The following is a 12,627-nucleotide window of genomic DNA, read 5'->3' as shown; positions in this document are numbered from 1 at the left end:
GAGCGGAGAAGTTGAGAGGTTAGTGCATCAAACATCTTCTGCCTCAAATTCATTTAGCCTAGTAATCACTTGATTAGCGAGCTCTTGAAACCAATCTCGTAAATCGCCATCAATCAAAAGAGTTGCCCCGATGCGTTGATTCCTAGCTATATGCATGAGGTCGTTATATCCCTTGAAAAGATTTTTCCTTTTTTTTACCGTGGCAATGTTAGAGCCAACAGTAAGCGCTGCTTGATAAGTTCTATACTGTTTGTCCAAAACTCTCGCAGCCGCACGTGTAGCCTCAGTGCCATTTATGCCGCCCTCCCTAATAAGGCTAACAGCATTAGCTACAAGATCACGACTTCGCTTATTCTCATGATGTTCGGTGAAGGTAGGCATGATTTCGTCTCTGAATTTATCTCTGGGATTTTCAGTGCATTTATCTTCGAAAATTGTCACACCTACAACAACAGGTTCATCTGGATGCAATGTTATCGAAAGGCCATCTAGACCTTGCGTAGTTGAACTAATGTGAGGATCTTTAAGAAATGTACGATCTGTTGCTGTTTGCCGCGCTGTCATCCAAGAAATGCACTCAAAGAGAAATCCATCTCGATGGTAGCGAGACACTTCACGTTGTTTCTCGTTCTCACCTTTTATGCGCATTTGTCCTCTGGCTCCAGCATAAAGCTCTCCATTTGAAAATGCTGGCCCCTGGAGTTCAAGCTCAACGATGATTCTTGCTGCGTGCTGTGCCTGACCGAGCGCAATGACAGCAATCAATTTGGACAATTCATTGAGATCATTAACAGACCAAAGTAGACCACTGACATCATCATCTACTTCAACAACTTTAGTTACAAGTGCTGTCATATATCGAAAATCCCTATTGCCGCGTTCCACTTTATTGTGAGAAACATCACAATTTAAACAACCATATAAAAATAGTTTTAAAAATCCTGCGCCAATGAATCACTACATTCATGTAACATTAATCACCATGTTAAGCCAACCTCTATAACGGCATGAAAAATAAGGAAAATAAATTTATTTTTTGTGAGCAACCTCACTAAACGCAAACGCCAAATAAATATCTTTCTTCAGCCAGCCTTTTATTGTTCTCTTCAGATTGCTAGAGTCCAAATTAGAAGAGATTTCTTTAGGTTCATTTTCAAGAAACTCTACTAATTCAACCTCAATTCCCTCAATTGCCTTAGATTCGGAGGCATATTTCCCCAAAGACTTTTTGGAAAATAAAAGTCGAATGATTTCAAATTTTATGGGGAGATATTTTTCTTCTTTGGATTTTTTAGCATTTTCACACCTTTCCTCTTCTTTTTTTTCCTTATCTTTAGCCCACTCCTTATTTTCTCGGCTTCCCTGCCATTTCCCATAAAAATACATGGCATCTTGAATATACTTACTGCCATTGGTAATCCGCCCTATGCCTGACACGAGACAGGCCAGATGGTAATAACATAACGATATGTATAGATACTTATCAAACTTTCCCTGCAAAACTGCATCAACCCAGATAGATGCAGCCTCACTTTTCAGCAACTGTGTACTTTCTGCCAGAAAATATTCAATCCCACCATATTCATTTTCTCTCTCTGCGCAAAATCTTTGAACATCCTCTTGATATTTTTTTGTCGATATTTCCCTCTCATTTTTTAATTCATCAAGCTTGAGTTCATAAGAGTCTTTCAACTCGTTAAAAAGGGCACTAACATCATTTCCTTTCAAAATCGCCTCCAGAATGTCAATACGTGAGCTAATGTTTTTTTATACTTAACCTCACGTCTCCCATACATTTCTTTCTACCGTTAGTCTCTGTCCTGTTCAAAACAACCCAAACAGAGGCAAAGCAAAATGACCATATCAACAGTGAAAGTACTACGTTTACCCGCAGTTGTCAGCAAGCTCGGGATCGCCAGATCGACCATCTATGACTGGCTCAATGCCAAATCCCCACGTCATGACCCAGCATTCCCGAAACCCTACCCTCTAGGTAAACAATCCGTTGGCTGGCTCGAATCCGAACTTGACGATTGGGTTTTGCAGCGCAAACACGCACTGCTCTGATCTTCTCTCTCCTCTGCAGGCGACTGTCGAAGGAGCATCCTGAAATACCACATAAAAAAACATTCACCGCATGCCCTTACCCGGCAGGGTTAGTCGCATCGGTGATGTCATCCCTGCGTTATTTGGATTGAAAAAAAGGAAATTGAAATGTCATATTTACCCCCTGCACTTCCACTGGTTAATTCTGCCAGTCCCTTCCCCGTTGATGCATTGCCATTGCTAATGCAAAACGCCATCAACTATCTTCAGGATGGTGGAAAAGTACCGACTGTACTGGCCGTGAACGCTGTTTTAGCGGCAGTATCGCTGGCCTGCCATTCGCATATCAATGTACTCAATCCCTACACGGGCACGGAGGAGCATTGTTCACTCAACATCCTGACGCTCGCTGATTCAGGAACGGGCAAATCGTCCGTCAGCAAACAGGTAATGAAACCCTTTGATGCTTTCAGGGCTGAGTTGGCCGAATCGCATCGGGTAAACATGGTTGTCTGGCGCGAAGATTATGTCGTCTGGAAAACCAGTTTGAAGGCGCTGGAAAGTAAGCTGCGCGATGCAGTTAAAAAAGACCAGTGTACAGACGAGGCCCAGGCAGCCCTGAAATCTCACGCATCGGTTGAACCCGTCAAGCCTCTACTTTCGACGCTGGTCTACAATGACACCTCGCTTGCCGCGCTCATCGCTGGCCTGAATGCCTATCCCTGCGCAGGTCTGATTTCTGATGAAGCAAGCAACTTCTTTGACGCACGTCTTAAAGATAATCTGGCGTTCTTCAATAAAGCCTGGGATGGCGATGTGTATGAGCATAATCGTCATCAGCGTGCCACCCAGTGCTTTAAACCCACGCTGACGGTGTCATTGATGTTACAGCCTTCGCTTTTTTTCGATTACATGAAAAAGGATGGTGATAAAGCATTAGAGAGCGGTTTTTTATCCCGCTTTCTCTTTTCAAATATCACCCCAAACAACACACTGAGTTCCTGTGTGATGAGCCACCATTATCGTCCGGCTACCGCTTACCGTGATGAAAGTGCTTTAACCTGCTTTCACGACCTGATTGGTAAATTACTCGGGCAACAGCTTAAACAAATTAATTCAGGTGAAGGTAAGAAAAAGGTTCTCAAGCTTTCACCTGAAGCTGAAGTCCACTGGGAGACGATGCGTGAAAACTGGCTGAGATACACACTCCCGGGTGGTGCCTGGTCATATATCAAACCCATGGTACTTAAAGCCAGTACGAATGCGTTGCGTATCGCTGCGTTGCTGAATTACTTCGCCAACCGAGACGACGACATTATTACTCTTGATGTTATTTCGCGGGCATCAGCGATGATGAACTGGTATCTCAATCATACCGCGGCCTGGTTTTATCAGTTCACGGATGAGTATAAATTCCAGCAGGACGTGCAAATACTGACTCAGTGGATCTATCATAAATTCAGGTCCACTAATGGCTTACCGTTCAAAAAGAACGATGTCATTAAATATGGTCCGAACAAATTTCGCCGCAGCGAAAGACTGGAACCATTGCTGAATGCCATCATGAACACAGGTGTTTTCGCTTATATTGTTAAATCCCCTGAAAACCCGGCGATTTATATTACCTGGCGCATGAACGATGGTCGCTATATGCCATTTTATGAGGATAAACAGCCACCTTCGCCTCAGAACCCTACTTAGCCAGAATAGCTACCTCATACCTGAGCACTATTTTTTTGGATAACGCAACAATACACAGGCTCATTGTCCGGAGGAGATCGCGAGCCTTATCCATCTGAAAAATACACAGTGATACATTGCTCCTCTGCTACAACCGCTACTGTAGCGAACTGTAGCGGCATTCTGGAAAGTACCCGCAAATGAAACCTGCTCTTTTGCTCACAAATCACCCAGCACGGGACAGACGGAATCACTTCAACACAGTTTAGCGAGGAAGCATTACAGCTCAGACAAGTTGCTCTATTGTTATAGCCTGTGTCGCTACAGCGCTGCTACAGCCGTGTCAGATTGTGGTTTTGATTGGACCTCTCAATGATTCAGGACTGGCTGCAACCAAAATTCCTGTGTTTGTCAGAATTATCTTTGCTAAATCGCTTAGCCAGATAAGACAGTCTTCTCATGATAGTATCGTAATGCCAGGCAAAATGTTCCCCATTTGCATTCAAATTAAAATCACCTTCATGTACAAACTCTATCAGGGGATAATATTTTTTTTGATACTCCTGATATGCGTGAAGGTTCAACGTTCTGATCCATGCCTCCATAATCATCAATCCCAGACAGTGAACGTAATGTCCCTGTATCGGATAATAGGTACCGGCACTGTAATAGGCATCGTTATTCAGCATCAATGCCACATGATAATGCTTCTTTCCTTTTTCTTCACCGAACTCTCTCGCCCATACATAACGAACGTTACGGGGATGAACTCGTTTACCCTGTTTTACCTTTCTCTTCTGCGTTTGTTTAATCTGTGATTTTAACGACTCCATAAAGCGGGTTATCAATTGATGATCTGTCTTATAGCTTTCGTAATTAGCATCAGGAAACCTCAGAATAATATTCAGGATAAACGTCCTTGGGTACTCACGTAAGGAATTCTGCAGTGTTTCATGAATACGGTTGATGTGATGCTGATTGTAACCCATATCGTTGCTCATACTTCAATCCTTGTGTTATTCATTTCAATACAATCTGCAGGAAGAGTTAATTAATACATTCAAATTTACATTTTAGGCAATAGTCAATGTTATTGACTTAACTGTATTAAGTCATCTTTATTATTATAATACCAATCAGACATGTAATATTAACCGACAGGCATTTTTGCTATAGAAGAAAGAAGCACTTAATAACATCAATTAACTTACATAATATAGTCAATAATCACTCTGAAGTTAGATACTTTAAAATGAGTAATCAGCATTATGATGATTTGTGATTTATCCGACGGATAAAATTGTATTACAGATCATTTCAAACCTATATCACCCTGATGAATCAGTCTGACTAATGTCATTCGGTTGCTGCAACTTGTTGATCTGTCGAACCGATCGATACTCAACATTAGATAGTTTTAATCTATTAATTATCATAAATTGATCGGTTTTCTAATAGATAATAACGATCAATTCCAGTTAACCGATCTGTATTAACGATTATCCGCAGCATCATTTAATCAATACGATCAGCCTGCTCCCCTTAAAACGGAAGCGGGCTTTTTTGTAATTAAATCATTAGGAAAGGAAACCATATGCTCAGAAACCATTATGCAGCTCTGGCTGGATTAGTGCTGCTTAGTCACAGTGCCAGCGCCGTACAGGCTGACCAGCAATGGGGGGACTGGTACGGGAATATCAGTGCCATGGAGTTTGAACTCAATACTCAAAATGCTTCAGGTGAAGTGCTCACACTTACGTGCACAAGCGGAAAGCTGGCTGCTGCTTACAGCGTACCTGCGGAGGATTACCGCGTCTCGTCACAAACAGGACTTTCTGAACCTGGAGTCAGTATCAATGGTACGAACCATCCTTTGGATGAAACGGCCTTTACTGCGCTAAAAGCGACAAGTGAAAAAGACGTAATAAAAATGACCTCTATGAATGTCGCTATCTCTAAACAATTCAGCGCCAAAGGGCTGAATGAGGCGCTGGCTGATGCCACATGGCAGGACTGTATTAATCATTAATAAACTGAAAGGAAACCTTATGCGTAAACTCGTTGTTTTATCTCTCAGCTCCGCTGCACTGTTTATTCCATTGGTCTCGTCTGCAATGACAATTCACGGCGACATACATCCCGAACGCTATACCTTCTTTCTGACTCAGGAAGGCAGTAATCAACTGAAACAGGCAAATGACAGGATAGCGAAGAACCCGCAGGCTTATACGCTTGATGTGAATCATACCGGCATTCAACCCTTTGACGCTGTTCGCTGGGACAGGAAGCCTGTAAAAGCCGTTACCTGCGTCCTGGTAGACGGCGTGATGATGGGACAAAAAGCCACGTGGTCACAATGTAAAGACGAGAGCGGTGCTGAATATTTCGGCAATAAAGGCTGGCTGGTACGTGATTACGTCGCAAAAGCCTGTGAAGTCGGAAAATCAGATTGTCCTGTTTATCTTGTGCTTCAGACAGATCCGCCAACAATGCGCAGCGATATGGCTAATTTCGTTCCTGCCCCTAAAAACTTTAATGCTTCGACAAGCCTGACGGATGAAATTAAATCTGAAGGTTGCCAGATGGCGGATAACTCATTTGAACATGCCAAAAGTACTCTGCGTTGTCGTGCCATTAATACCGTGCGTTTCATCCGTAAACAAAATACCGAAGCGGCATATGAAGCAGATTTAACCACCACGACGGGTGAAGCATTCACGATGTCAGTGGGGTATACCTACGGTAATCCGTCCGCCAACGAACCGGGCTGGCGCACTATTTCGATCAACCAGGGAGACATCATTACTGATATCCGTAAACAGGGCCATTGGGTTCCCAATGGTTATAAATAATCTTATCAATGAGATAACTTTTTATTCGGCATTCAGCTAATGGAGGTTCAGTGGAAAAAACATTACAGCAGGAAACGCCACCAACCGTGGACTGTACCTGGCAACTTGTTTTGAGTGTTGCCGGTGTGACATTGATGCGCAGCAATTCAGTTGGGGTTAAAGCACTGGGAGCCAGTCTCACCACACTGAGTCTGATTCGCATCATTAAAAAATTCGCCACACTTGCCTGATCTCCCTTTCTGAGTGCTCAGAGGATAAAAGCAATATGTCTGAAAATACCCAGGGGAAACTCAAGGGACTGAAAGAGAGACTAAACCTGCGCCGAAATGTCTCCTCCACTGATAATCCGGTTGAGCGGGTTGAAGAAAGTGTCAGTGAGCAAACGACAGAAGGGCCAGAATCCCGTACTACACGATATAAGCGATTGCTTGAAATTATCGTTATCAACGGCTTGCTGAACATTGCTGAAGATAAACTCAGTGACGATGTATTTATCGAGTCGGTGTTCAGTAAGGCTTATGAGCTTCTGCCCGTACCGGTCAGGCTGGTTGTCAGAAGGGAATGGTGCCTGGCTTATCTCCAGTCACGGAAAGCCCCGTTACTGGCGCAACTCCAGCTCTACCGGGCCGAAAGACACGACTCAGCAGAACTTGTGCCACCTGCGCTGCAACCAACGTTACCGCCAGCGACCTAATCAGACTCATTAATAACAGACAGGGCCATCCTTCGGGGTGGCCTTTTTTATGCCCATTTTCTACAGGAGTTTTTATGACCCGTTTAGCCAGCCGCTTCGGCTCAGTCAATCTTGTTCGCCGCGACCGCCCGTTAACCCGTGACGAACTGGCACACTATGTGCCGAGTGTCTTCAGCGAAGATAAACATGAATCCCGCAGTGACAGGTACACCTATATCCCGACTATTTCCCTGCTCGATAACCTACAACGCGAAGGCTTCCAGCCATTCTTTGCCTGCCAGACCCGAGTTCGGGATCAGAGCAAGCGAGAGCACACCAAACATATGCTGCGCCTGCGTCGCGAAGGACAGATCACTGGCAAACAGGTGCCAGAAATCATCCTCCTTAATAGCCACGACGGCTCCAGTTCATACCAGATGCTACCGGGATTATTTCGTTCAGTTTGTCAGAATGGTTTGATTTGTGGTGAGTCGTTTGGGGAAGTACGCGTGCCGCATAAAGGTAACGTGGTGGAGAAAGTCATTGAAGGGGCTTACGAAGTACTGGGGATTTTTGACCGGGTGGAAGAGAAGCGCGATGCCATGCAGTCGCTTTTGTTACCGCCACCGGCACAGCAGGCGATGGCGAAAGCAGCATTAACCTATCGCTTTGGTGAAGAACATCAGCCGGTGACGGAATCGCAGATACTATCTCCGCGCCGCTGGCAGGATGAAAGTAACGATCTCTGGACCACTTACCAGCGTATTCAGGAAAACCTGATTAAAGGTGGACTGTCTGGGCGAACTACCAAAGGTAAACGGGCACATACACGCGCCGTTAAAGGTATCGACGGTGATGTGAAACTCAATCGTGCCCTTTGGGTGATGGCCGAGAATATGCTGCAGCTTGCTTTATGAACTTTTTTACCATCCATCTCTTCACGCCCTGCCGCTAAGCCGGTGGAGCTTTTTTGTTTTCAGGAGCAATTATGTCCGTACTCAATATATTCCCGGTATTCACTGCCAACGAGCAACGTGTCATTCGCCGTGCACTGCACCTGCTGGAGAAGTATCAGCGTCAACCCAGTGAGCCATTTATCTCCACCAGCGTCACTAAAACCTGGCTACAACTTCAGATGGCTCACCTGGAGCGTGAGGCCTTCATCGTGATGTATCTCGACAATCAGCACTGTCTGCTGGAACGAGAAACACTGTTTACCGGCACGCTCAGCCATACCGAAGTGCATCCCCGTGAAGTGGTTAAATCGGCCCTGAAGCACAATGCAGCTGCGGTCATTCTGGCCCATAACCATCCTTCAGGTACGACAGAAATCAGCCAGCAGGATAAACATATCACCCAGCGGATCGTAAAAGCGTTGGCACTGGTGGAAGTGCGAGTGCTGGATCATCTCGTTGTCGGGAACGAAGTTGTTTCTTTTGCGGAGCTTGGTTGGTTGTGAACCAACCAAGCAATAATCCAATAGTGGCAGTTTAATACATGGACATCATCACTCTTTGGCTATACTAATGCTGCCCGGCATCTTCTGCTGGCACAGCTGCAGATTGTCGCAACAGACGACGCTGATTACGCTTTTTCCACTTTGCTTGCAACCACTCGCTATGTGACGGCATATTAAGGTATAGCTGCTGCGTCATATCAGCGAGAATGCGAAGGTCATCTGTGTAACCGCGCTGTCCATTTCCCATTTCGGCATGGCGGCCACCTGCTGTACTCCAAGCTTCATAAAGCGAATATGGTGCGAACAGCTCTAGACCAGTTAGGAGTACTACGGGAGCCCTTGTTTGCTGGCGCTCAGGAATGTATTCACGTCCCCAGACCGCGAGTTTTGCAATCCGCTGAATCTCGGCTGGGGAAAGGTCCCCAGCCTGCTTCATGGTTGCAAAAACGAGAATCGCGCCAGGAAAGCGGATAGCAAGTTGTTTCATTCTTTCTACATCTTCTACTTCAAATGCATCAGCTACTGCATTTTTCTCTTCGGAATTCTCGCCTCTGAAGCTTTTTGCCTCTCCAAATACGAGCTCTGCGTGATGATCTAGTCCATTGAAGACTTTGCGTTGATGCCAGAGTATGAGATCAGCTTCAATGTGATTTTTTGGGGCCAACTTCAGTATTTGGCCAGTTGACCATGTAACTTTGGTGTCATGATTTCCGAATGTTTTAGCGAGAAATCTCAATGTCAGTGATGCGGCATATCCTCCACGAGCATAATCAGGGAGTGCGAACGGACCAATAAGCCTGTAGGCCCAACGAGATAACTGACTTGAACTTGGATCTAATGATGGAAAACGGAACTTTTTTAGGCAAAGACTGCATGCTACTTCATGATCCAGTTCGCGAAGTGCATGCCATCCCCAAGTAGAGCATTTTGAACACTTCAACTCCAAGCCAAGTTCAACAGCACCACGTTCAATTAAAGTTTCTGCATTTTTATTTCGCCATATATCCCCCTTCACCGCGTTTTTAATCTTGTTCTGAAATTCCTGGTTTTGGATTGAGGGTGAGATGGGGCTCCGCGAGATTTTATTTAGAAGCTTCACGATCTCTGCGTGAGCAAAGCTGCTAATGCCCCAGAAACCACCGAGTGTGTTAACAATTTGCTGTGTGGCTTGTCCTGCATCGGAGACTTGGCTTTCGATTCCATTGGTTTTTAGCCACTCACTGATAGAAGTTGTACCATCGTTTAGACGCCAGAGGTCGGACGTATTTTTGTAATGGCAAAAAACAACAAAACCTTCTGTCGTAGACAAAATTTTTCTCTGTATCGACTGAAAACGCGGGAACTTAGGCAATCGGTAATCATTGGGAAAGACGGTTGCGATTCGGTCTGTATTTGACCAATTTTGAAGTTTCACAACGTTCGTCCAACGAGCGTCGCTATTGCCATATCTCTCAGCGAAATCTGGATGGAGATTGTCGAATCGAAGTTCGGTTCGGTCAGCATCAATTTGTGTGTCGAACGTTTTTTCTCCTGCAGAAAGAATGGGGCGTGTATTACGAACGGCAAAATGTGGGGACGGACGCCAAATTGGAGGGTACCAATCTTGTCGGACATTTGCCCCCTCCCGATCTACGCGCAAATAGTCAGCGTACAGTTGTTCGATGTCTGCAGAAGGGAGTGACCTTGCAAACAACACGTTAGCATGGGTCATTACGCCGTGTGGATTTCCTCGAAGCGGTCTATGGCAATGCTCGATGTATTCTCTACAGTACGGGGAAAGCACGTCGAGCCATTGGACTGGAATTGGGCGGACATTCCTTCTTACTGCACGAAGATTCCAATAGTCAATTAGATCGCGCGAGTCCTGTGCATCCATGACGAAGAGCGTTGGATCCGTATGGTCCTGATAATTAATCTCAATATTCGAGTGACCAATTTGTAATGCGGAATTAAATCCATCCTTGAACAGCTCAGTTAGCGAATCTGCGGTAAGAACGATCTGTTTGGGGTCAAAAGCATCGCGGAATCCTTGACCAAAATATTCAAGATCATCAGCCTCTGGAAAGCTCCCGAAAAGGCAGGCACAGAACGGCTTAAAAGATTTCGTCTGAGGTATGACATCTACAATATTGTGATCATGCCTACGTACGAATTGAAATTGCTTCTTATACAGATCTTTGTATAAGTCGAAGACATCAAGGCCCGCTTTGCCACGCGGTTCGTCAGCTCGTCTTAGCATGTCAGACAGTTGGAGTATTCGGTCTGGATCAAAGCCTAATCCTGTAGCCAGTCCCGCCTCAGCCTCAACGAGGAAATCAGGCTCGAAAGCATCAAGATAGCCATTTACGATCCGCAGGGCGCTTTCAGGTTTGTAATCATTCCTATCCCACCATTTAGGTACATGGCCGAAAATGGGAATGATAGGGTTGAAATTGCCACCCCACAAGCAGGTGTTTATTTGGAAGATTTCCAGCAATCGTTTATTGTCGCTGGGTTTTATGAGGAATGCGAATCGAATCGGTCGTAGCGTTACGACGGCGCTGATGTGAGCCATAATTCTTCCTGTTGGAGTGTAGGGCGATCACCTTGAAGTCGCATAATCTATTTGTCAGGCACCGCGCAATTGAACGTTTACAGACATTCTACTTTGATTTATCAACCGTTTGAAAATGGATTACACAGGATGTAGTGTGAAAGCAGAAGAGGATAGGCCCACTCCTAAAATTTGATACAACACTCAGTTAATAACGTCAGTTCCTGGCACACTGCTGACTTTCAATTTATTGGATTGAAAGTGTTAGATGTAAAAGATCAAGTTGGAGCCAATAACCTTACCTCTTTGTCCGCAAGCCAGATAATCATGCATCTTGCTGTATTAACCCAGCATTGCTCGTACTTGTAGTTACTGCAACATCATTTATATCGTTATTTTCGCTCATAGTTCAGTAGAGCAGTACCCCCTCGGCTTTTACTTTTATCAGGATTCAATACATGAAAATTTCATCTGTACCGGCCACGTTGCCGGTTTCGCCACGCCTGTCGCCCGTCCAGTTATGGCAGCAATTGTTAACATATCTGCTGGAGCATCATTACGGCCTCACACTCAATGACACACCGTTCCATGACGAACTTGCCATACAGGAGCATATTGAAGCTGGCATTACACTTGCTAATGCGGTGAATTTTCTAGTTGAGCGCTATGAACTTGTACGTATTGACCGAAAGGGATTCACCTGGCATGAACAAACACCTTTTCTTACCGCTACCGATATTCTCACAGCCAGGAAAGCTACCGGATTAATGCACACATAAATAGCGTTAGTCTTCTTTCCTATCTCGCCTTTCTTTTCTCATCAAAAAGAGGTGAAAAAACTTTTAGGCACCTATATAGGCACCTATATAGGCACCAAAGAAAAGTTGAATTAGAACTTAGATCAATTATTTCAATAAATTACATCACTAATTCAGACTCCCCCAGCCCACCAAATCTTTTCGCGGCGGTTCCAGAGCCGACCGCGTAGAAGTCCTGAAAGCCCACAAGGTTAACGCCGAGTGGGCTTTTTTGTGCCCTCGATTTGCCCCGCGAAGTCCGAACTCAACTCATTAAATCCGAACATTTTAGGCCGGTTGATAGGCCCAATGAAAACGATTATGTTTTTCGATGGGCCTCCAGGAGCAGAGACTGAGCATGGCAAGTCAAACCATAGCCATTGACCGATACGGAAATCAAAGCCGCCAAACCTAAAGACGTCTATTACCAACTTTAAATAATGATGGGCTGACGCTCTTAATGAAATCCAGTGGAAGTAAACTCTGGCAATTTCGCTACTATCACCCCTTCACCAAGCAGAGTTTTGAAGCCTACCCCCCCGATGACACTTTCCGACGCATGGAAGCTGAGAGCAGAATCGCGTGCA

13 protein-coding genes and 1 pseudogene are annotated in these 12,627 nt (G+C 45.0%); 10 read left to right on the top strand and 4 right to left on the bottom strand.

Features of this window, described 5'->3' with window-relative positions:
- Nucleotides 1–27: 27 nt before the first annotated feature.
- On the bottom strand, nt 28–855 hold the full coding sequence (locus FY046_RS17685) for a hypothetical protein (RefSeq protein WP_136374706.1): 828 nt from the start codon (nt 853–855) through the stop codon (nt 28–30).
- Nucleotides 856–1,029: 174 nt separating this feature from the next.
- Nucleotides 1,030–1,728, bottom strand: coding sequence for a hypothetical protein (locus FY046_RS17680; RefSeq protein WP_446186326.1), 699 nt, complete (start codon nt 1,726–1,728; stop codon nt 1,030–1,032).
- 126 nt (nt 1,729–1,854) lie between these two features.
- Here FY046_RS17680 and FY046_RS17675 point away from each other — a divergent pair, with 126 nt between their 5' ends.
- Entirely contained in the window at nt 1,855–2,067 is a 213-nt protein-coding gene (locus tag FY046_RS17675) for a helix-turn-helix transcriptional regulator (protein ID WP_021530648.1), read from the top strand.
- 147 nt (nt 2,068–2,214) lie between these two features.
- Nucleotides 2,215–3,747 (top strand): YfjI family protein, encoded by a 1,533-nt coding sequence (locus FY046_RS17670; RefSeq protein WP_446186325.1) that lies wholly within the window; start codon nt 2,215–2,217, stop codon nt 3,745–3,747.
- A gap of 356 nt (nt 3,748–4,103) precedes the next feature.
- Here FY046_RS17670 and FY046_RS17665 read toward each other — a convergent pair whose 3' ends face one another.
- On the bottom strand, nt 4,104–4,727 hold the full coding sequence (locus FY046_RS17665) for an inovirus Gp2 family protein (protein ID WP_032819788.1): 624 nt from the start codon (nt 4,725–4,727) through the stop codon (nt 4,104–4,106).
- 593 nt (nt 4,728–5,320) lie between these two features.
- Between FY046_RS17665 and FY046_RS17660 the strand changes: the two genes are divergently transcribed.
- From FY046_RS17660 to radC, 6 genes are all read left to right on the top strand, one after another.
- Nucleotides 5,321–5,755 (top strand): hypothetical protein, encoded by a 435-nt coding sequence (locus FY046_RS17660; protein ID WP_446186324.1) that lies wholly within the window; start codon nt 5,321–5,323, stop codon nt 5,753–5,755.
- Nucleotides 5,756–5,774: 19 nt separating this feature from the next.
- A complete protein-coding gene (locus FY046_RS17655; RefSeq protein WP_446186323.1) occupies nt 5,775–6,578 on the top strand; it encodes a hypothetical protein in 804 nt (267 codons plus the stop codon).
- A 50-nt stretch (nt 6,579–6,628) separates the two neighbouring features.
- On the top strand, nt 6,629–6,808 hold the full coding sequence (locus FY046_RS17650) for a hypothetical protein (protein WP_123428825.1): 180 nt from the start codon (nt 6,629–6,631) through the stop codon (nt 6,806–6,808).
- A gap of 35 nt (nt 6,809–6,843) precedes the next feature.
- Nucleotides 6,844–7,272, top strand: a complete 429-nt coding sequence (locus FY046_RS17645; RefSeq protein ID WP_446186322.1) for a hypothetical protein — start codon at nt 6,844–6,846, stop codon at nt 7,270–7,272.
- Nucleotides 7,273–7,346: 74 nt separating this feature from the next.
- A complete protein-coding gene (locus tag FY046_RS17640; RefSeq protein ID WP_050287073.1) occupies nt 7,347–8,168 on the top strand; it encodes a DUF932 domain-containing protein in 822 nt (273 codons plus the stop codon).
- A gap of 71 nt (nt 8,169–8,239) precedes the next feature.
- Entirely contained in the window at nt 8,240–8,710 is a 471-nt protein-coding gene (gene radC / locus FY046_RS17635) for a RadC family protein (protein WP_446186321.1), read from the top strand.
- Nucleotides 8,711–8,774: 64 nt separating this feature from the next.
- Here radC and FY046_RS17630 read toward each other — a convergent pair whose 3' ends face one another.
- Complete coding sequence (locus tag FY046_RS17630; RefSeq protein ID WP_446186320.1) at nt 8,775–11,264, bottom strand: hypothetical protein; 2,490 nt, start codon at nt 11,262–11,264, stop codon at nt 8,775–8,777.
- Between the two features lie 437 nt (nt 11,265–11,701).
- Here FY046_RS17630 and FY046_RS17625 point away from each other — a divergent pair, with 437 nt between their 5' ends.
- Nucleotides 11,702–12,022, top strand: a complete 321-nt coding sequence (locus tag FY046_RS17625; protein ID WP_446186319.1) for a TA system toxin CbtA family protein — start codon at nt 11,702–11,704, stop codon at nt 12,020–12,022.
- 398 nt (nt 12,023–12,420) lie between these two features.
- Nucleotides 12,421–12,627 (top strand): annotated as a pseudogene (locus FY046_RS17620) (integrase arm-type DNA-binding domain-containing protein); the annotation flags it as partial.

This window comes from Erwinia sp. 1181_3 (genome assembly GCF_052824965.1).
The sequence above is the reverse complement of the archived record's forward strand: the minus strand, read 5'-3'. Positions and strand labels throughout refer to the sequence as shown.